We start from the raw sequence: 20758 nt of genomic DNA, 5'->3' as shown, positions 1-20758 counted from the left end.
GCTCTGGCCCGCGACCTCACCGGCCGGCGACGACAGCCAGGAACTGCTCTGACGACACGATGGCGGGGCAGGCCACACGCAGCCTGCCAGCTTCACGCGACGCGTCCTGCACAGCAAGTCTCGCGCCATACAGGTAGTAGCCGGCGTAGTGGGTTCTGCTCAGCATGCGGGCGACCTTCGCCCGGGTGAACACCGCGCCACGCAGCGTGTGACCGCTGGCGTTCAGCATCGCAGCGATATCAGCAGGGCCGAGAGCGTTCGCACTGTACCGCTGGTGGCAAGCCCAAAGATGTACCGCACAAGCTGCGCTTCATCGGCCTGGATCTCGAGTTTCTTCCGCCGCTTGGCACCCATAGCAGCGTCGACCGAACGGTAGCCGAATGGGGCTACCCCGCCGTTGAAGAAGCCGGCTTCCGCATTCGCAGCCTGTGCGCGCCTTGTCCGTGCGGCGTGATCCACCGCCGCGTACTGGTCGATCAGCGCGATGATCGCTTCCATTGTCGGCGTTCCGATATTCGCGAGATCGAGGTGATACCGAGCGCCATCCTTGTGTTGTTCGTCCATAATCATTTTCTCTGTATCAACTGACCAATCGCTTCGTTTAAACCGTCCTCTGTGCGTGACTGACCGCCGGTTAGGAGCACATCGTGCAGGCCTTTCGGCACATCAGGTTCATCGACTTCGATCACCCCCTGCTCCCGCTAGCGAACAGATCGGCAAGCAGGTCGCCCAGGTACTGGTGAACGAGGTCGGCCTCCCCCGGCACCAGGGTCAGCGCGTCGGGCAGGTTGCATTGAACGCGCCGACTGTCCGCGCAACCGACCGACGCCGACGCCGACGCCGACGCCGACGCCGACGCCGACGCCGGGCGGGCGGGTACTTCCTCATTGGCCAGGACATTCGCGTTCGCCATCAGAACGCTATCGGCCTGTCGGGAAAACCGATTCGGGGGGCGCAGTCGCTAGCTTCTAGTCTCTGGCGTCAGTGCGTTCGGACAACCTAAGGTAATTATGCACAAGCCGGTCGCGGCGGCCCGGGATCACCGACGTAGCTCCAACAGCATCGATCCCAAGCTGCCTGTCGAACCTCGGTGCTGAAGATCAATGATGCCTGCACGTCTTACAGATTAGCTGCCCCGCATGCGAACGGGCCCATCTCCGCTGGACCCGGCGTATGTCCGCTATCGATCGCCTACCCCTGGTCGTTGGCGATTATCCGGACCCCTGCGGATCGACACTGTGCGGCAAGCGTCTCGAAGTCGGCCTGACTGCGTGCCAGGCGGCTTATGGAATCCACACAGACCGCCTCTACAGCGCCAGATTCGACGACGGCGATGAGTGAACGCATCCCGGGACGATCCAGTGTTATTCCTGAATACCCGGCATCGATAAAGCACGAGACTTCTGCCCAGCCTCGCTTATGGATCAGTGCACGACTCCGCTTCAGCTGAGCCTCGATCGTTTCGCCCTCCGGCTTCGACGCCGAACAGCGCGCGTAGAGTGCCACTTTCATGATGATTTTCCTTTGTTAGACGGATGTCGGCTGAGGAATCGTCAAGACCGGGTTCCCCGCCACCCTGAGGGGGTTCAGAGCCAGGCCTGATCTGCTCCAACGGCTATGCGCCTCAACCGGCCCGAACCTCGGAAGGATCACTGGCCTGACGCCTTCGGGGCCTTCGAGGGTTTGTCCGCCTTACCAGTTCGCAGAGTATTGCCCTGCAAAGGCTTTACCAGGCCACGAAGCTGCAGCTCGGTCGGGCCAAGCGCCGCCCTCACTGTTGCGATTTCATGTCTGTTCGGCTGGTGCGCATGGTATCGCCGATAGAATGCGATGCTGCTTTCCGTCACTTCGCAGACGAACTTTTCCTTGTCGCGGAGCTGCCCCTTTTCCCAGTGCCATTCTTCGTAGGGGTGGTCGTCCCAGCCCGGTGCATTTCGATCCTGAACAGGCGCGTCGATGTGGCTTCTCAACACCGTCCTCGACAGCAGGGAGAACAGCTCACGGGCCTGAAGACGATTGTCCTTGTGAATCCGTGGCGGACACAGCTCGTTAGCATCCAGCCCCTTGCGCATACCTTCATCCCGCATAGCAGCGAACGAGACCTGCCTACCGGCCCGACAAGCGTCGAACGCCTGCTCGAAGCTATTCGTGGCATTGAACTTCGCGACCAGCGACCCATGATAGTCAGCGTTGCGTGATACGCCCGCGTTGCATGCGAGGAACACAACCATCTTTGGGCGACTGCCCCGCGCATTCGCCATGTGCACGTTGCGATTGCGAGGCCGCCGCCGAAACTTTGTATGACGCCACTGCCGTTGCAATTCGTAGCTGCCTTGAGCCATCGCCCTATTAAGCGATTTTTCGAAGTTCGCCCCCTCCTTGATCCGCCAGAGCTTCTCCATGACCTTGGCCAGGACAGTCAGCCCGAGATCGGACATGTACCTGTCTTCTGCTGCTCTAGATTTAAACTTTCGCCGAGGCTCGATTTTCTCGAGGCCAGGAAAGCTGTCGGGAACTTCCCGGCCATTGCGCCTCAAGAAGATGTCGCCGACTTCACGAAACGCGACGAACGCCGCGCCTAGCTTGCCGGTGACCCCGTCGATCTTGACGTCGCTGTGAGGATCGCAGCGGTCCAGCTCATTGTGGCCTGTTGGTCCACGCAGGATGCGGTGCTGCCCCTCGGCCGTGCGCAGCACGTCGCCAGCACTACGATATTTAGACGCTTCGCAGCACATGCTGCGCAGGCTGACGAAGGGCATCGCATCCTGACCGTTGACGGCCGGAAAGCCCTGGTCGGGAACCATCCGATAAGCACTCCGAACATCGCCGATCGTAAGTTCGTCGAAAAGCGGGCGGCTATGACTTGCGAGATTGACTAGCGAAGCGACAAGGCTGGCATCTTGTGGCGGTTTCCTGTCACCGACATCTTCACAGAGATATGTCTTGTTGCCATCTATCGACGTGGCATCCTCATCGTCGATATCGTCGAGACAGAGAAGTTCGGTAAATTGCTTCAAGGCAAACCAGCCGTACTCGGTCGGAAGGTTTGACCACAGCCACGCCTTGACGGATGCCGGCGTAACGACTGTCGGCCAAACGAATGGGTCGGACGGATCGTGATCCACCCTGTAACACAACCCAGAAGTCGTCGGATTCAGGAAGACATCGTGAAAGCCCCGATGTCTTTCGATTTGAGGATGCGAATACCACGCAGCCTGGTTGCGAAGAACGGTCTCTAAAGATGTGCTGAGATCGGTTGGCATCGGGGCCACCTCGACGAGACGCTCGATAAGTTTCTGCATGTTCCTACGCCACCCCACATATGTTCATGAAAGGTACTCTAGCGGAAAACACGCTCTCCGAATACAGGAAGTTGCAAACGCTGCATTTTTTCGCAAAAGGCCCGTGATATATGGTTATTTGGCCCATTCGGAGGCCCAAAAGCCTCCTAAGCGTAGTGTGGAATGCAGCAATCTGAGGTCCGCAATCAGCGTCGCGGCGCGGTCGAGGAGATCGGCTTCAACGTCCGAGTCGCCTGCTGTCTCGTCTATGAGTCGCAAGGTCCCGGAGATGTCGCGAACGATCTCTTCGCGCCGGTTCAACAGTGCCACCAGCACCGTCATCGTCTCGTTACTCAAGAGTGACGCTTCGGCTTGCACTATCGGCGACATCCGCGTCGGCTTTGCTTCGATCGCCATGCTATTGCGGTCGTGCCGGGCCACCCAGGCTTGGCAAATCCGGCACTGGCGGTGCTGCTTTCCAGCGAGGGTTGCCGCCACGCGCCATGATCCAGTCGAACGCCTCGCCTCTGAGCATCGATCGCGGAGCAGTGACCGCCAACACGCGGGCGATCTCCTCGATCAAAAAGGTCTGCCTGGCTGTCGCCGACCCTCGCCGCCAGGTGGCCTTTGGATCGCGTCCGGCTGGCGAAGCCAGAAAGGTCGTCGTCTCCGCTACATACAGCTCCTGCATCCAATGCCAGCGTGCGTATGCGCCCCAGCTACGGATAAGCGGCCCAGCCTGGGACGCGAATAGCCGTGCCAGCAGCTGGCTGAGGCTCCTTGCCCCCGGATTGTTGAGCGCGACCCCGACGAGCAGCGCGACGCCGTACCGCCCCAGATAGTCCAGCCCCGTCAGACTCACATCATCAAGCCCGAGCCCGTCGCCAGGTTCGAAGGCCGACCCCACCCGGTAACAGGCGCGGTCGCGAGCGCTGCGACGAACGCGCCGGTGCTGTGCGGTTTCCGCTTCCTGGATCAGCGAGTCGAGCCTGGCCCGTTCCAGCGACAATAACCGGGTCTCACCGTCGAGGCTAGCAATGAGACCCTCGGCAAGGGCATGGAGGTCGCTGTCCAGTTGCTTGGGCAGACAAGGAGCGGGTGCAGGTTTCATTCGACCTGCAGTGCGCCATCCATCAAACCTGATTCGGGGGGCGCAGTCTGGCTTTTGGGAGACGCGTGACCGTCATCCGTCAGATAGCCGATGGCTGCGGAGACCCAATGTCGAACATTCAGAGCGGTACTGACCCTGCCCAGAACCAGACATCCGTACAGGCACAGCGCTCGCTGTTAACCGCGCCAATAGCCGGTCGCTTAGGTGTCGGCTCAAAAGCTGACGTCGGCTATCCGCGCAGCGGCGCGCAACACTACTGGCAGCGACGCGAACCCACACATCGACGGCGTAGTTCTTGATCGTCTCGGTCATTCCCGAACCGTCTACCCCGTCGGTCACGCGAACTTCGCCGGCAGGTTGAAGAGTGCATTGAAGGGCGCGATCAGCGATCGATCACCCGTGACGGCAAGGACGCCCATCCTCTCGAGTTCGGCCACCGGCACTTCGCCGTAGATCAGGCCTGCCAGCGCCTCGGGCTCGCCTGCAAAGATCAGGTCGGCTTCACCGTCACCGCGCTCGATGTCCAATCGACCATCGGCAAGCTTGGCGACGAAGGCATCATCCGCTAGGCGAAAGGCGACCGTCATGCGAAGGTCTTTCGCGCCGGCTGCGTCCAGCATCGTGCGCAGCGACATCATCAATGAGGCAGGCGACAATGGCAGACTGGCGTCGTGGTCGGGCGAGCGTACCGCCCAGCGGCCCATCGTCTGCATGATCGGTTCGCTCTCATAGCCCCATGAGGTGAGTTCGTAGACCGGCACCGAGGCGGGTGCCGGCAGCTTGCGCCGCTTCAAAACGCCCGCCGCCTCCAGATTTTCCAACCTTTGGGCGAGCACATTGGCGCTGATCCCCGGCAGTTGGGCGCGGATTTGGCCGAAGCGGCGTGCCCCGAACATCAGCTCGCGCATGATCAGCAGCGTCCAGCGCTCGCCGAGCAATTCGAGCGCGAAAGCGGTGCCGCAGGCGTCGTCATACCGGCGATCTGCAACGTCTCGCCGTTTGCTGGTTACTTTTTCTGACTGAGCCATTGTTTTTTCTAAGTGTCGTCGTCACTAAGATAAGTAGGTGATTCGAGGCCGGATGAAAGGAGCGAGCGATGGCCAAGATCGATCTTCGAGACCCTGTCCGCAATCGCCGCGTGCAAGTTTGCACCGGCCGTGCCGCCTCCCGCTTTCACGTTGCGTCCTGCTGAGCGTTTCCAAGGAGAAGAGTATCGTGACCCGTCCCGTCATCACAGCATTCGACTGGGTGCCCGACTTTGCAAAAGGGCAAGTGCGCGACCTGCGTGTCCGCTGGGCACTGGAGGAGGTGGGGCAGCCCTATGACGTTCGCTACCTGTCGCAGGGCGAGCAGAAGCACCCCGATCATCGCGCGCGCCAGCCGTTCGGGCAGGTGCCGACCCTCGAGGAAGGCGAGCTCACGCTCTTCGAGTCTGGCGCGATTGTCCACCACATCGCCACGACACGCGGCGGTCTGCTTCCGGCCGACGCCGCTGCCCGCGCGCGTGCCGTCGAATGGATGTTCGCAGCGCTCAACACCGTCGAGCCACCGGTGATGGACCTGTCGTTCGTCGACCTGTTCGAGGCCGACAAGCCCTGGTCCAAGCCACGCCGCCCGTCGGTCGAGCAGCGCATCCGCGAGCGGCTGCAGGATGTCGCCTCGCGTCTCGGCGAAAACGACTGGTTCGACGGCGACTTCAGTGCGGGCGACCTGCTGATGGTCGCGGTGCTGCGCATCATCCGCGACGACCCGCTTTTGTCCGAGCATCCGACGCTCGCCGATTATGTCACGCGAGGCGAAGCGCGGCCGGCGTTCCAGCGCGCGCTGGCGGCCCAGATGGCGGGCTTCACGGGCTCGCCGCCGCCGGGCTTCGCCGAGTGGGAAGCAAAGATGAAAACATCCGAGGGAGAGAGCGCATGACCTACGTCGAGGGATTCGTGACGGCGGTGCCGACCGCCAACAAGGACGCCTACATCAAGCATGCTCGGGACGCCGCAGCGCTGTTCGCGGAACTGGGTGTCGCGCGCATGGCCGAGAACTGGGGCGACGACGTGCCGAAGGGCAAGGTCACCGACTTCTATGGCGCGGTGCAGGCCAAAGACGACGAGACGATCGTGTTCAGTTGGTTCGAATATCCCGACAAGGCAACGCGCGATACCGCCGTCGCGAAGATGATGGCCGATCCTCGCATGGCGGAAATGGGCAAGGCGATGCCGTTCGACGGCAGCCGCATGATCTACGCAGGGTTTGATGCCATCGTCGATCAGGGCAATGGCCAGGGCGGGTATGTCGATGGTTTCGTCGTCCCAGTGCCTACAAAAAACAAGGAGGCCTATCGCGCGATGGCCGAGAAGGCGGCGGGCGTGTTCCAGGAATTCGGTGCGGTGCGCGTGGTTGAGGCTTGGGGTGACGACGTCACCGACGGCAAGCAGACCGACTATAAGCGCGCGACCAAGGCGGCGGACGATGAGACGATCGTCTTCTCGTGGATCGAATGGCCCGACAAGGCGACCCGCGACGCGGGCTGGGAAAAGGTCATGGCCGACGATCGCATGAAGCCTGGGGCCGACATGCCCTTCGACGGCACACGCATGTTCTGGGGCGGCTTTCAGCCGATCCTGAGCCAGTAATCGTCACCGTTGGGAGAGACACTATGGCGAATGCAAACGGTACCCCGATCTGGTTCGAGCTCACAACGCCCGACCAAGACGCCGCCCAGAAATTTTACACCGCGGTGACCGGCTGGTCGGTCGCCCCCTCGCCGACGCCCGAGCATGGCGGCTATCGCCTCGCCGGTCCCGGCACGACGGGGGTTGCGGGATTGATGACCCCGCCGGCCGGCATGCCTGCCGGCCAGGGGGGATGGTCGATCTATTTCGCCAGCGACGACGTCGACGCGATGACGGATGCCGTGAAGTCGCTCGGCGGAGCGGTCATTTTCGGCCCGATGGACATTCCCCAGGTCGGCCGCTTCGCCGTCTGCAGCGATCCGCAGGGCGTGACCTTCTCGATCATGAAAGGGGCCAGCCCGGAGGACAGTCAGGCATTCAAGCAGGGTGCCGGCAATCACGGTCACGGCGTATGGATCGAGCTCGCCACGCCCGACCCCGACGCCGCGATCGACTTCTACTCCGCGCTGTTCGGCTGGTCGAAGCAAGGCGGCATGCCGATGGGCGAGCTGGGCGAGTACAGCTTCATCGGCCGCGCCAAGGACGATTGTCCAGGCGCGGTGATGTCGAGCGTCGCTACTGGCGCCAAGGCGCGGTGGAACTGGTACATCCTCGTTTCCGACATCGACGCCGCGATCGAGACTGCAAAGGCCGGGGGTGGCACGCTCATCCAGGGACCGGACGAAATCCCTGGCGGCGACTATTCTGCCAACCTGACCGACGCCCAGGGCTTCGAGATCGGCGTCGTCGGCGCACGCGGCCAAGGCTGATGCGCAAAATCACGGGATCCGCCTTTGTCTCCCTCGACGGCGTCGTGCACGCCGGGTGGACCTACCGAAGACCCGACCGGCGGTTTCGACGACGGCGGTTGGGTCTTCAAATTGTGGGACGACGAAGTCGGCGAGGCGGTCGGCTCGCTCTTCAGCGGCGAATATGAACTCCTGCTCGGGCGCCGCACCTACGACATCTTCGCGGCCTTCTGGCCTTATGTGCAGGGCGAAGACGCGGTCATGGGCGAGGCGTTTACCCGCGCAGGGAAACATGTGCTGACACACGGCAATCAGCCGCTCGAATGGGCGAACAGACATCGTCTGCGGAGCATCGATGACGTCGCGTCGCTCAAGCGCAGCGACGGGCCCGACCTCATCATCCAGGGATCGGGCACGATCTATCCGGGCGTGATCGCCGCCGGCTTGCTCGACCGGCTGACGCTGATGATCTTCCCGCTGACCCTGGGAAATGGCAAGCGCCTGCTAGGCAGCGACACACCTGCCGGCCGGCTCAGGATGATCGACCACAAGATAACAGCCACAGGCGTTGTGATCGCGACCTACGAACTTTGCGGCGCGCTGCCACCCTATCCGCCCGAAGTGCCAGTTCCGAGCACGAGTGCAAGCGAGGAAGAGCGGCAGAGGCGAATAGTTGCGGGGACGTGGTGACCACAGCCGAGCGCGTGACGGAGCTGGGGTCGACCTGTTAACTTTAAAACAGGCTCAAACTAGACAGGAAATTTTGAAGCTCACGCACGCGTATACCACCTAACCTGCCATACCTCACCCGATAGCAGTTTAGATGGCCAGCGGATTGGCGCTTCTCGACATCTACGACCCGCAGCAGATCGCCGCGCGGTAAAGAGCGGCCTGCGTGATTAACGGCCGCTAGTATCGACCGCTGTGACCCATACCCGGACATTCACGTCGCTCAGGCGGCCTCCCGAAACCACTCGTTCGTTCAGGTGCGGTATTTGGCTCAATCGGGCTGTTTGCTGGCTGGTGGCAATCGGCCGATGAATCGCGAGAGCGGATATAGCCAGCGCTGCGCCTAGACAGTCAATGAGGACATAGCGAGTTATCGGCCTCCCATATGGCCGGCGCGCTAACGCCTTGCCAAGGCCCGGCAAGTTGGTTCGAAAGTGTCCTGCGAAGCGATGCGAAGACCGCCGCGTAAGCGCGACCGACGCGGGACATGCGCCAGACGCCAGCGATCATAAATCCGCGTCGCTTCGATTTGCCTTCATCGCAAGAACATGCGATGAAGGTCGCATGACTTATCCCGGCGGAAAAGGACGGGCCTACCAGAGGCTGATCAACCTGATGCCGCCGCATGACGTTTTCATAGAGACCCATCTCGGCGGCGGGGCAGTGATGCTAAAGAAGCGACGCGCGGCCCGAAACATCGGCATCGACGCGGACGACCGGGTGATCGCCCGTTGGCGGGAGCGCGGCGATCCAATGATCGAACTCGTGCTCGGCGATGCCGCGTCCTACCTGGTCGAACATCCGCCCGGCCCGGCGGCGATGGTATTCTGCGATCCGCCATACTGGCCCGAGAGCCGGCGGCGCGCGCGATGCTATCGCTGCGACTACACGGCCGCGGACCATGCGCGGCTACTCGCCGTCCTGGTGGAGCTCCGGTGCAAAGTGATCATCACTGGCTATCCCAGCCCGGCGTACGACGCCGCGCTTCCCGGCTGGCATGCCGTCGACTACGTGAACTGCACGCAAATGGGAGCCGTCACCGAGCGGGCGTGGACCAACTTCGCTCCGCCGACCGTGCTCCACGACTACGATCACCTCGGCATCGACTTCCGGGAACGTGAGGCGCTTAGGCGCAGGCGGACTTCGCACGTCAGGAAGCTGCAGCGTGCTCCGGCGTTGGAGCGGAACGCGATCTTAGCCGATCTGGTCGACGCCTTCCCCGACGAACTGAAGCAGGCGGTCGGGAGGCGAGCACCATGACGGCGATCTACCTCGATCACCAGGCGACGACGCCTTTGGATCTCCGCGTGTTGGAAGCGATGATGCCTTGGCTGTCGCGACCTTCGAACCCCCACGCCACACACGCTATTGGACGCGCCGCGGCGGAGGCGGTCGAAACGGCTCGCGGCCAGGTCGCGGCGCTGGTCGGTGCGCAAGCCCATGAACTCTTTTTCACCGCAGGCGCGACCGAGGCGGCCAACATCGCGATCCGTGCACTACCCTCGGGATCGCGGGTGCTCGTGAGTCCCATCGAACACGCCTGCGTCGTGGAGACGCTCGTCGCAAGGGCGACCGAACTGGACGTTACGACGGCAAGAATCGGGCCGGATGGCGTCCTCGATGTTGACGATTTCGCCGAAGACCTCGAAGGTCGCGACGTCGCGATCGTCATGGCGGTCAACAACGAGATCGGGACGGTGCAGCCGCTCCCTGAGATCGCCGCGGCGTGTCGCCTGGCCGACGTCGCCCTGTTCACGGACGTATCGCAGGCGGCCGGACGCGTCCGAGTCGATCTCGAAGCGTGGGACGCGCGTGCGGCCTGGCTGTCGTCGCACAAGGTCTATGGACCGCAGGGGATGGGCGCGCTGATCTGGCGGGGGCTGTTGCAACCACGGCCGGTCGTCACCGGGGGAGGCCAGGAACGCGGCGTCCGAGCGGGCACCGTCGCGACCGCGCTTGCGGTCGGATTTGGCGCGGCGTGCCACATTGCGATGCAGGAGATGGAGCGCGACGCCCATCACGCCGCAGCTCTCTCCGCGCAATTCCTGAGTGCTCTGCGGCAGGTGCACCCGTGGCTCGTCGTGAACGGCTCCACCGATCGGCGCGTCCCGCACAACCTGAGTGTTGCATTCCCCGGTCTCGACGCCGACGTCCTGGTGGCCAGCGTCCCGCAGTTGGCGATCTCGACGGGGTCCGCGTGCAGCGCCGGCGCGATCGGCGTTTCGCACGTGCTCTCCGCGATCGCGGATCCCGAGATCGCGGAAGGCACCATACGTGTCGGGTTCGGGCGGCACACCACGCCGGAGGAGGTGGCCACGGCGGCATCGGTCGTCTGCCAGGCCGTAACGACGCTCCGGTCTGTGTCATCCAGGAAAGTCGGTTGAAATGACGGATGTGATGGAGCGCCCCGGAACGTCAGCCCGGGACCGTGGCAGGGCCAGGGTGTTTTCGGGCCACGAGTCATTCGCCGTTCGCTATGGATGGCTTCCGAAGGTGTACGAGGCCGTAATGCACGACCCCGAGATCTTCGTGGATGACGAGCGCGCGATCCTCATGCTCGGGTTGGGGAAGAACATGGTTCGCTCCATCCGGTTCTGGGGAGACGCCTTCGGCGTCACCCGCACCGAGGGGCGTGTCGTACGCCCCACCGGATTCGGCCGCCGGCTGCTCGACCCGGACCTAGGCGCCGACCCGTTTCTGGAGGACATCGGATCGCTGTGGCGCCTCCACTGGCAGATCACGGTGCACGGTGGGCTGGGGGCATGGACAGCCGCCTTCCTCTCGGTCACGGATGCGGAGGTTGCGCGGCGGCGGCTGCTCGAGCTGATCACCGCCTCCTCGATGGAGACCCGTGGAGGCGTCAACGCGGGGACAGCCGCGGCCCATCTGGACATGCTGATCAAGACCTACGACGCGTCGGCTGATCGCAGCGCGGCCGTCCTCGAGGACACGCTCGGCTCGCCTTTCCAGGAACTCGATCTGCTGCGCACCGCCACTCCGGGTGGTGTGCCGACGATCCGGCTGAACCGTGGCTGCAAGGGCGGCCTGGACTGGAGGACGCTCGCCTTCGCGCTTGCGGACCATTGGCGGGGGACCGCCCCCGGCTCGTCCGCATTGACGATGCGGTCGATCATGCTGGACCGGGTTTCACCGGGGTCGGTTTACCGACTGGACGAGGCGACGATGCACGGGCTTCTGGAGCGGATCTGCGACCATTCCGATCGGCTCGCCCTCCGAGGCGACGGCATCGGCGGACTGGAGCTCGTCTCGACCAAGGCAGAGGGCCCCGAAGAACTGGAGAGACTGGCATGGTGAGCGCGATTCCAGGGACCATCGCCGACCGCGTCTCGCTTTCACGGCGCTACGTGCGCTCGACCGACGTGGTGCGGGACCTGGGCGATCCCGCCGCGCTCGACGGTTACGTCGTCACAGCTTCCGCGCGATCGGCGCTGGTGCGGCTCGCCGAGGGTCTTTCACCGACGTCGACGCAGCGGGCGTTCCGGATCACGGGCCCATACGGAAGCGGCAAGTCCTCGTTCGCGCTGCTGCTTTGCCGCCTCGCCAGCGGCGACGAGAGCGCAGCGGCGATCGCCGCCACCGCGGGCCTGGCCCCGACGGCGAAACTTCCCCGGCATGCGGTGATCGCGATGAGCGGCCGCCGGACGAGTTTCTCCTCGGACCTGCTGGCCGCGGTACGCGAGCATGCGACGGACCTCGGTTTGGGCGACATCGCGGCTCAGGCCGCGCAGGCAGGCGGCGACGCGGACCCGGGCCTTCGGGCGCGTTCAGCGGTCGACATGCTCGACCAGCTCGCACAGGCGACACTCAGCGTCGATGGCCGACGCACGCTCCTGCTTGTCGACGAGATGGGCCGATACGTCGAGCACGCGGCGGCGAACCCCAGGTCGGAAGATCCCTCGGTCTTCCAACAGTTGGCCGAGCGCGCCGGTGGCGGGGGCGGCCCGCCACTCGCCGTCGTCGGGGTGCTACACCACCGTCTTGCGGAATACGTCGCCGCGATGGGCGGGGTGGTCGAGGCCGAATGGACGCGGTCCGCCGACAGGTACGAGGAGATCGCCTTCGGCGACAGCCTGGAGCAGACGCTGCACCTGGTGGCTGGCGCGCTCGACGCCGGATCCGGCCACACGCGTGCGGTCGTCGAGGCCTCCCGTCGCGCCTATGCCGACGCGTTCGACCACGGTGCGCTCGGGGGCGATCCGGCGGATGTCCGCTGTGCGGCCGCCGACCTGTTCCCGCTCCACCCCGCCACGCTTGCCGCCCTGACCGTCGCCGCGCGTCGCCTCGGCCAGAATGAGCGCTCCATCTTCGGCTTCCTTCAGACGCTCGAGCCCAGGGGGTTCCAGCGCTTCGCTCGCGAAACGCCGTACGGCCCCGACGGGTGGTACCGGCTGCCGAGGCTATTCGACTACCTGGCCGACCAAGGTGCGATCAGGTTCGGCTCAGCCGACCGCGAACGCCGGTGGCAGCTCGGCCTGGACGCGGTGGCGCAGCTGGAGCCGGGCAGCGAAGAAGCCGCGGTGATGCGATGCGTGGTGCTGATGGCCACACTGGAACCGATCCAGTCGCTGCGGGCGACGCCGGCGTCGCTGGCGTGGTGCCTGGGCGTTCCCGAGGACGTCACGGCAGCCGCGCTCGAGGATCTCGTCAAGCAGGGCATGCTCTACCGGCGCCCGCAATCCGGCGACTTCAGCCTGTGGTCCCGTTCCAGCGTCGACCTAGACCATTGGCTCGACGAGGCGCGCGTCCGCGTTCCGTCGACCGACCGCCTGGATCAGGCGCTCGCGACACTGCCGTCCGTCCGGCCCCTGGTCGCCCACGCCCATTATCAGCGGCAGGGCACGTTGCGCGCGTTCGCAGTGACCCTGCGATCTGCGGCGGACGACACGCCGATAGCCATCCCGCCTGGTCATGACGGGGTGGTCACGGTCCTGGCCCTTCACCCGCAGGACGACATCGCACAGGTCCGGGAGCTAGCTCTGCGCCTTTCGCGCGACGCGGGACCACGCGCACTGCTGCACATCCACGCCGTCGCGCCGGGCGACCTGGAGTGGGCGAACCGGTTGTGCCGTTGGCGCTGGGTCGAGGAGCACTGCGCCGAACTGCGCGTCGACGAGCTGGCGAGGGCGGAGGTCGCGGCGCGCATCGCGCAGGCGGAGAGCGGGATGGCCGAAGCGTTCGCCGCCATCTCTGAACCGGAAGGCCACGACTGGCTCCGGAACGGCGTGGTCGTGGCGGTCGATGGCCGGGCGGCGCTCAGCCGCCTGATCAGCGAGATCTGCGACGACGACTTTGACCTCGCGCCCGTGTTGCGCAATGAACTCGTGAATAGGTCTAAGCTGTCGACGGCAATAGCGAGTGCGCGGATGCGGCTGCTCGAGAGGATGCTCCAGCATCAGGCCGAGCCGATGCTCGGTCTCACGGGTGCGCCGCCGGAGCGCACCATCCACCTGTCGATGTTTGCGGCGAGCGGGATGCACCGGGAAGTCTCCCCGGGCGTCTGGGCGTTCGCACCTCCGGTGCCCGGGCACGAGTTGCGCTGGCGGCCGGTCTGGGACCGGCTCGGCAAGATCCTAGAGAGCGGCACGCCGGTGGCATTCGACACCGTCGCCGGACTCTTGGCGGAAGCTCCTTGGGGTCTACGGGCGGGACCATCGCTGCTATTGATAACGGCGTTCATGCTGCACCACCGCCGCGAGATCGCGCTCATGGAACGCAACAGCTTCGTGCCGGAGCTGACGCCCGCGCACTTCATGCGGCTCGCGAAGAATCCAGGCAACTTCGCGCTGCGCTCGATCGGCGGCGGCGACGAGCGCATCGAAGTGCTGGAGCGGCTGGCCGAAGGCCTGGCTTTCCCGCCGGGAGTGCCACGACCTACCGCCGAGGTGAAGTCGATCGTCGAAGCCCTCTACCGGTGGTTCGCGCGGCTACCCGAGAACGCACGCATCAGCGAGCGGGTCTCGCCGCCCGCCAAGCGTGTGCGCACGGCGCTCGCCAAGGCCCGAGATCCTCTCGACACCCTCTTCGACCAGCTTCCGCGGGCGTGCGGGGCCGTGGACGCCAACGGGCGCATCGACCCGGTGGCCTACGTGGAATGCCTGTCGGCGACCTTGGAGGAGCTTTCGGACGTCGATCCAACCCGGCGCAGGCTGGCCGCCGCCTCGCTCGCGTCGGCATTCGGGCAACGCGACGCGGCAGCTGTCCGGACGCGGATGGAGATCGAGTTCGGCACACTCAGGACCGACTTAACCGACTACCCGCTCCGGCAGTTCGTCGACCGCGCGCTCGCAGGGGAAGTGGCCGACGGCCGCTGGCTCGACGGCATCGCCGGCCTCATCGCCGGCCGGCGCATCGAGAACTGGGACGACGGGTCGCTGGACATTTTCTCGTTCAAGGCGCGCGAGATGGCGGGCCGTCTCTCGCGATGGCTGTTCCTCAAAGAGCGGGCGGCCAAGCGACGGACTCAGATGATCAGCCTGCACATGGTTGAGACCTCCGGCGACGAGCGTGCGCTGGTCGTCGAGACCGGCCGGGTGGACCCCAAGCAGGCCGATCGCGTACGGCGATCACTGGCCGGCGTCGACGATCCGGCGGGCGTATTGGCGGAACTGCTCGGCGAACTTATCGACGAGAGGGAAGCGAAGGTGAAGGCATGACCAAGATGCGCCACGTCCTGAGCCTGTCCGGCGGCAAGGACTCCGCCGCGCTCGCGATCTACATGCGGGACCGCGTCCCGAACATGGAGTACATCTTCTCCGACACCCGAAAGGAGCTGAACGAGACCTACGAGTACCTCGAGCGGATCGAGGACTATCTGGGGGTTCGGGTCAACCGGCTCAACGCCGAGCTCGGCTTCGACCACTGGCTCGACGTGTACGGCGGGATGATCCCGTCGAACCACCGCCGCTGGTGCACGAAGATGCTCAAGTTGAAGCCCTTCGAGAACTTCATCGGCGAGGACCCGGTGCTCAACTACGTGGGACTGCGCGCCGACGAGAACCGGTCGGGCTACATCAGCCACAAGCCGAACATCACGCCCGTCTACCCATTCCAGGAGGACGGCCTCAAGCTGCCGGACATCGAGGAGATCCTGCGCGTCTCGGGCGTCGGCATGCCGCCGTACACCAAGTGGGGCCGCAGCCGGTCGGGATGCTTCTTCTGCTTCTACCAGCAGAAGATCGAATGGGTCAGGCTAAAGGAGACCTATCCGGACCTCTACGACCAGGCGAAGGCCTACGAGCAGGTGTACGAAGGCAGCGGGAACACCTTCACTTGGAGCGAGCGCGAGAGTCTGGAAGAGCTGGAGCGTCCGGAACGGATGCAGTCGATCAAGGACGAGCATCGCCGCCGGCAACTCGCGAAGGAGGTGCGAGGCGACAATCTGACGCTCGAGCAGGTGTTCTCGAGAGCCGAGCGCACTGATGAAGCAGACGACGAGGCCTGCCTCATCTGCACTCTCTAGGCGGCGGCGCTCACTGAGCTGGTTTCGCTATGTGTCGGAACGTCTTGGGGGCCGGCCTGCCGGCCGCGCCCGCGTCGGGGTGGAGCGGCTTCGGCGACCTCCAGAACGACGCGCATCTTGTTGTCGGTCCAATCGCAACCGACAACCACGCCGATCGGCCCGACTGTCTTCACACTGCCCACGGCATTGAGTTCCATGTTCTCCAGCAGGCCAATCCAGTAGTCGTCGTTGTCGAGCTCCTTCGACAAAGCATCGATTTTCCGCTGCCAATCACCCTTTTTCTTGGGCGGCGCGGCGTCGCGTTGCTCCTCCATGTCGCTGCGCAGTGCTTCGCATTGGACCCGCAGCGCTCCCGCTATCCTGGTCGTCACGCGGAGCCATACAGACCCCTTCAAGCGCGTGACCATGAGCTCGTCCGGCGTGAACTCGCCAACCTCCGTCTTTTCCGGAGTGCAGACGATCATGCGTCCGCCAACACCGACGGTCGTCGGCGGAAGGATCGGTGGACCCACCCGCATGAGGTGCGCCCCGAACTCCTGCTGCAGCTTCAAAGCAAAAAGGGGTCGCAGTCGATCGCGGTTCGAGACGTCGTAGCCCTCTTTTTGGAACCACTCGTTCAACTGGCCGAGCGGCACGGCTCGATACTTCGCGAGGTCCCAGACTATCCGATAGACCTCTTCCCTATGTAGTAGGCCGTCGGTGTTCGGGTCGGGCCCGTCCTTGGCGTCCTTCATCTTGACGGGTACGCCGGGCAATAACATGACAGGCGTGTCCGCGTCGGGTTCCCGATCGGGCATTGGGGAGAACGCCAGGTCGCAATCGGCACTCATCACGACGACGGCCTTCGTGCGGCCCTCATCTAGGAAGACGTCGCCGAGTTGCACTAAGGGGAACGCGGCGTAGGCGCTGTCGGTCTTCGCTCGGGGGTGAGGGCCAAGAGGTCCCATGTTCCGCGACACGAGCGCGCTGTGCAGCAGATTTGCGACGACGGTTGAAGGCTCAGTCGCCGCGAATGGCGCGCCGACGAACTCCAGCGCGTCCAGCGCGCGCTGCCGGGTCCGCATCTCGTCGCGCTCGAAAGCGAGCGCCATCAGCTGGGACGAGAGCAGCCAAAAGACGTAGTCACCCAGAGGGTGGCCATCCTTCATAAGCGCGCGGCTTTGTAGGAAGGCGTAGTCGCCTATGTCCAGGTCGTCGACCAGCTTGAGGAGTTCCTCGCGCGCCTTCGAAAGAGCGTCGTCCAAGCCAGCGCGATAGTCGTTGAAGGCGGGGGCATATGGCCGTGCACGCTCAAGCATTCCCAAGTGAGCCTTCACCTTCCAAGGCTCGTTTAGATCGGGCTTGCCGACAAACGCGAAGGCCGACCCCGTCAATTCGGTTTCCGAACGGAAATCGCCACGAGCGTCGCGAACTGTCTCCAGTGATGACATCAGCACGATCTGCTGATCGGATTCGCGGTTGGCCTGGGCGCGCAGAGCGTTGGCAACGGCGACCGACAACGTCCGCCCTCCGGCGGGTCCCTCGAGAAAATAATCTAGCAGGATTAGATTGTGCCGCGACAGATCCGGCAGCTGGTTGAACGGGTCGCACACCGCGACGTCTTGCACCTCCGCTTCCAGGATCGCGCGGAGCCGCCGGAACGAACGATGCTCTTCCACCATACGAGTCGCGTCCCGGGATGCGGCGCCGAGCTTAGCCAACGAAAGAAGGGGCTCGTCACTCTCGGCCAGCGCTCGAAGACGCTCGTCCACGGAAGCGCCTCCGTCGACACCGAGTGCCCTGAGTTCGTCGAGCACTTCCGAATTTGTAGAGAGAAGGGCGCTTACCGAAGCAATGTCCGCGGGATCCAACCGGTCGAGTCTGGGCGGATGCATCGCGTCGTCGATGATCGCCACCGTCAATCCGCTCCATGGGGGCGGCGCCGGGGACGTGTCCTCCTGCGTGGCGACGTCTGCTTCAGCTGCATCATCAGCCGCTGCGGCACCGGGGCATTGCTCTGCGTCAGTTATCCCGACCGCTTCCGGCAGCGCACCGCCCTGCGCGTCAGCGCTCTCAACGATTAAAGCATCTGATCCCGCAATCACAGCCGGCTCGGCCTCGTCGCTTTTCTCTCGCTTGGACGGCGCTACACGCGGCGTTTCGGCTTGCTTCTCGGGCGGCTTCTTCGGCTCGTCGTCATCGCCGATCGCTGTCTTAGACATCCACGTTCCCAATCTCGAAGATGACGGAGTGTATCTGGCCGTGCTCGTCGGCCGCGCCGAGCGTGAGCGTGCCGCCGTGATATTCGGCGACCTCCCTCGCGATGTAGAGGCCGAGCCCCTTGCCCTGCTTCTGGCGCTTCGTGCTGAAAAATGGTTCGAACACGGTTTCCCGGCGTTCCTGCGGGATGCCGGGCCCGTCATCAGTGACGAGGATGCGGCGGCTGGGCAGGTCGACTACAACGTCTATGCGGCCGACCGGTTCGTCCCCGCCGTCACGCGCGATCCTCAGCCGGACCCGCTCTTTGTGCTGCTCGGAAACCCAGAACACGGAATTGGTGAGCAGGTTCTCCAGGACCTGGACGAACATCCCCTTCACCGCCTTCACGTTCAGTTCCCCGTCGTCCGGCAGGACGCTGGTCTCGATAGCGATCCGGCGGCCTTCGTTACGGCTGGCGAAGCCGTTCACTATGTCCTCGATCCAGTCGACGAGCTCGAACGCCTCTTTCGTCTGGCGCGCGTTCGTGCTGAGCGGATCAAGCACCTTCAGCCGCTTCTGGAGGGTACGGAGTTGGCTATCCAGCACGCGCAGCGAAGTGCCGGCGTTGACCGGATTGCTGGACCGCCGCGCCTGCGCGATCGTCTCCAGACCTGCTGAGGTCGCCCGGTACAACTCGTGCGCCAAGCTCTCGATCATCAGGCCGATGCTGGCCAGATGAAGCACGCGGCTACGCTCCTTCTCCTGCGCGCCAGCCGCCCGTTGCACGACCTCGGCTGCCGCACGCAGCTCACTCATCGTGCCGCGTAGCTTCCTAGTGAGGTCGCGGCCGTCCTCGCTGCCACGCAGCGCATCCTCCAGCGCGGGCAGGAGGGAGGCTAACCGCTCGTCCTCAACGCTGAAGCGCTCGAGCGCCTCGGCGGCGGTCACTCGGCGCGCCCTGTCGACATCCCGGTCGATCTCGTTGAGGTATTGACGGTAGATTTCCATGACCGCACTGAGCACCTTCACGAACGCCTGCTTCTCCGGGTTCTCCTTCAGTCCTTCGCGGTTGGTCTGGTCGATCAGGTAGGGGTTGCCGCGCTGGGTAATCCGCGCCCGGCCGACGATCTGACCGCGGTTGAGCTTGAACCCGCTGGTCGAAAATGCGTCCCGGTCCAGGTCCAGCCAGTCGTCGTTGGGACCACCATACGGGTTCACGCGATAGCCGTCGCGGTAGACGGACACGCCGCCGGACCATTCTGCCAGGATGCGGCGCACCACCGTCAGGTTGCCGATACCCTCGATCTTCGTCAGCAGGCGCCTGTTGAACCAGTACATGTCTAGATTGAAGGGGCCGATCCGCTCGACGGTCGGAACATCCAGCTCCGTCGTCGTCTTCAACTCGAGCGTCGACAGGCGCAGTTGACGACTGCGGTTGTGCAGAAGGTACTCCATGGTCCCCTCGATCCGTGGAGCACCCGGGCCGGCGACGTGCAGCGCCGCGCGGAGGCGACCGTGCGCCTGTTCGAGCAGGAAGTCGGCGAAGCGCGGGATCTCCACCTCGATATCGTTGAATCTGAGAGTCAGTGGCGGCGCCGGCGTTCCGCCAAGCGGGTCGGACAGCTTCGAGAACTGCTCGATCGCAAGCCCCGCCAGCTTGTCGGCCGACCATTCCGACTTGAGCGCCGAGATGCGGATCAGGGTGCCGCGTTCCTCTTCCTCCTTAGCATTGCCGACCTCCGGTTCGACCTCGACGCTGTCCAGATCGTCGTTCGCCGCGTCGGCGAAGTCATTCCAGTCGATCTCCAACTGATTCCAGTTCGAGTCACCCGCCTGACCGGTGACGACCAGTACCTCGTCTCCCAGGCGCATCGCCGAGAGGCGACCTAGGCCCTTCTCCCCTAGGATTACCTCGGGAGCGGATGCCTCGACTTCGTCATCCTCCTCGGCTGCGTATTGGTCTCGCTTCTGGTCGGCCCGATATGAGGTGCCGATCGTCAGGTAGACGTCGCGGAGGATGTCGAGCGACATGCCCTCTCCGTCGTCGTCGATCTCGATCTGGTTCGCAGCGCGCAGTGCCTCCAGGAATCTGGCTTTCGTACTGGCGTTGGTCAAACGCCGTACCAGGCGGTCGACCCCAGGGGCGCCCTGGACGATAGATCCCAGCGCGTAGTCCCGGAGCTGCTGCCACGTCCGGGGCCGTCGAAGCGAACGGATGTACCGCTCGCGCAGTACTTCCGGGGTGTCACGATCTTCGCCGAGCTCCCGAAGTATCTCCGAGTAGACGACGTAATCGAGCCGATAGAAGACATCGACCGTCACTCGGCTCGCTTTTGCATCCAGCGAGTTTTTGATGAGCTCGTAAAAGGCGACGCCGTCGGAGCTGATGAGCTCCGATCCGAGGTGCAAAATTGTCCGCGCCGAGACCCTGAAGTTCAAACCCATCCCCCAAGCGGCGCACATGCCCGCACCAGCTGATCGGCTTCACTCAGGCGCCCGCTCCCTGCAATGCATAGGGCTAGAAGAGGCGTCGAGCGACCGCTCGTCCGCGCCTCAGGAGC

General features: G+C 64.2%; 20 protein-coding genes and 1 pseudogene. 10 read left to right on the top strand and 11 right to left on the bottom strand.

Features of this window, described 5'->3' with window-relative positions; translation table 11 throughout:
- Window positions 1–16: 16 nt before the first annotated feature.
- The 9 genes from FMM06_RS12465 to FMM06_RS12430 form a co-directional block, all read right to left on the bottom strand.
- Window positions 17–229, bottom strand: coding sequence for a recombinase family protein (locus tag FMM06_RS12465; protein WP_144237717.1), 213 nt, complete (start codon window positions 227–229; stop codon window positions 17–19).
- Entirely contained in the window at window positions 223–570 is a 348-nt protein-coding gene (locus FMM06_RS12460) for a hypothetical protein (protein ID WP_144237716.1), read from the bottom strand. Before FMM06_RS12460 ends, FMM06_RS12465 begins: the two co-directional genes overlap by 7 nt.
- Window positions 567–689 carry a hypothetical protein gene (locus FMM06_RS17350; protein ID WP_268900683.1) on the bottom strand — a complete coding sequence of 41 codons (123 nt, stop codon included), beginning with the start codon at window positions 687–689 and terminating at the stop codon, window positions 567–569. Before FMM06_RS17350 ends, FMM06_RS12460 begins: the two co-directional genes overlap by 4 nt.
- A complete protein-coding gene (locus FMM06_RS12455) occupies window positions 686–913 on the bottom strand; it encodes a hypothetical protein (RefSeq protein ID WP_144237715.1) in 228 nt (75 codons plus the stop codon). The genes FMM06_RS17350 and FMM06_RS12455 overlap by 4 nt, the downstream gene beginning before the upstream one ends.
- Before the next feature lie 278 nt (window positions 914–1191).
- Window positions 1192–1512, bottom strand: coding sequence for a recombinase family protein (locus tag FMM06_RS12450; RefSeq protein WP_144237714.1), 321 nt, complete (start codon window positions 1510–1512; stop codon window positions 1192–1194).
- Window positions 1513–1649: 137 nt separating this feature from the next.
- Window positions 1650–3302, bottom strand: a complete 1653-nt coding sequence (locus FMM06_RS12445) for a hypothetical protein (protein WP_144237713.1) — start codon at window positions 3300–3302, stop codon at window positions 1650–1652.
- A 114-nt stretch (window positions 3303–3416) separates the two neighbouring features.
- On the bottom strand, window positions 3417–3698 hold the full coding sequence (locus FMM06_RS12440; protein ID WP_144237712.1) for a hypothetical protein: 282 nt from the start codon (window positions 3696–3698) through the stop codon (window positions 3417–3419).
- Between the two features lies 1 nt (window position 3699).
- Entirely contained in the window at window positions 3700–4392 is a 693-nt protein-coding gene (locus tag FMM06_RS12435; RefSeq protein ID WP_144237711.1) for a hypothetical protein, read from the bottom strand.
- A gap of 335 nt (window positions 4393–4727) precedes the next feature.
- Entirely contained in the window at window positions 4728–5420 is a 693-nt protein-coding gene (locus tag FMM06_RS12430) for a winged helix-turn-helix transcriptional regulator (RefSeq protein ID WP_144237710.1), read from the bottom strand.
- 187 nt (window positions 5421–5607) lie between these two features.
- Between FMM06_RS12430 and FMM06_RS12425 the strand changes: the two genes are divergently transcribed.
- From FMM06_RS12425 to FMM06_RS12385, 10 genes and pseudogenes are all read left to right on the top strand, one after another.
- Window positions 5608–6312, top strand: coding sequence for a glutathione S-transferase family protein (locus tag FMM06_RS12425; RefSeq protein WP_235889300.1), 705 nt, complete (start codon window positions 5608–5610; stop codon window positions 6310–6312).
- Window positions 6309–6605 (top strand): annotated as a pseudogene (locus tag FMM06_RS17235) (DUF1428 domain-containing protein); the annotation flags it as partial. The gene FMM06_RS12425 and the pseudogene FMM06_RS17235, both read left to right, overlap by 4 nt.
- A gap of 18 nt (window positions 6606–6623) precedes the next feature.
- On the top strand, window positions 6624–7022 hold the full coding sequence (locus tag FMM06_RS17230) for a DUF1428 domain-containing protein (protein WP_328591564.1): 399 nt from the start codon (window positions 6624–6626) through the stop codon (window positions 7020–7022).
- 23 nt (window positions 7023–7045) lie between these two features.
- Entirely contained in the window at window positions 7046–7831 is a 786-nt protein-coding gene (locus tag FMM06_RS12415) for a VOC family protein (protein ID WP_144237707.1), read from the top strand.
- Between the two features lie 24 nt (window positions 7832–7855).
- Entirely contained in the window at window positions 7856–8500 is a 645-nt protein-coding gene (locus tag FMM06_RS12410) for a dihydrofolate reductase family protein (RefSeq protein ID WP_235889299.1), read from the top strand.
- Between the two features lie 603 nt (window positions 8501–9103).
- A complete protein-coding gene (locus FMM06_RS12405; RefSeq protein ID WP_144237706.1) occupies window positions 9104–9799 on the top strand; it encodes a DNA adenine methylase in 696 nt (231 codons plus the stop codon).
- On the top strand, window positions 9796–10923 hold the full coding sequence (locus FMM06_RS12400; protein WP_144237705.1) for a cysteine desulfurase family protein: 1128 nt from the start codon (window positions 9796–9798) through the stop codon (window positions 10921–10923). The genes FMM06_RS12405 and FMM06_RS12400 overlap by 4 nt, the downstream gene beginning before the upstream one ends.
- Before the next feature lies 1 nt (window position 10924).
- On the top strand, window positions 10925–11854 hold the full coding sequence (locus FMM06_RS12395) for a DUF4007 family protein (RefSeq protein WP_144237704.1): 930 nt from the start codon (window positions 10925–10927) through the stop codon (window positions 11852–11854).
- Window positions 11848–15213 (top strand): hypothetical protein, encoded by a 3366-nt coding sequence (locus FMM06_RS12390; RefSeq protein ID WP_144237703.1) that lies wholly within the window; start codon window positions 11848–11850, stop codon window positions 15211–15213. The genes FMM06_RS12395 and FMM06_RS12390 overlap by 7 nt, the downstream gene beginning before the upstream one ends.
- Window positions 15210–16019, top strand: a complete 810-nt coding sequence (locus tag FMM06_RS12385) for a phosphoadenosine phosphosulfate reductase family protein (protein WP_144237702.1) — start codon at window positions 15210–15212, stop codon at window positions 16017–16019. The genes FMM06_RS12390 and FMM06_RS12385 overlap by 4 nt, the downstream gene beginning before the upstream one ends.
- Here the strand turns inward: FMM06_RS12385 and FMM06_RS12380 are convergent.
- Window positions 16016–18220 (bottom strand): hypothetical protein, encoded by a 2205-nt coding sequence (locus tag FMM06_RS12380; RefSeq protein ID WP_144237701.1) that lies wholly within the window; start codon window positions 18218–18220, stop codon window positions 16016–16018. The two genes, FMM06_RS12385 and FMM06_RS12380, sit on opposite strands and share 4 nt — an antisense overlap.
- Entirely contained in the window at window positions 18213–20636 is a 2424-nt protein-coding gene (locus tag FMM06_RS12375) for a sensor histidine kinase (protein ID WP_185965172.1), read from the bottom strand. The genes FMM06_RS12380 and FMM06_RS12375 overlap by 8 nt, the downstream gene beginning before the upstream one ends.
- Window positions 20637–20758 lie beyond the last annotated feature (122 nt).

Source organism: Glacieibacterium frigidum (assembly GCF_007097155.1).
Lineage (GTDB): Bacteria > Pseudomonadota > Alphaproteobacteria > Sphingomonadales > Sphingomonadaceae > Glacieibacterium > Glacieibacterium frigidum.
This window is presented reverse-complemented; position numbering and strand designations above follow the sequence as displayed.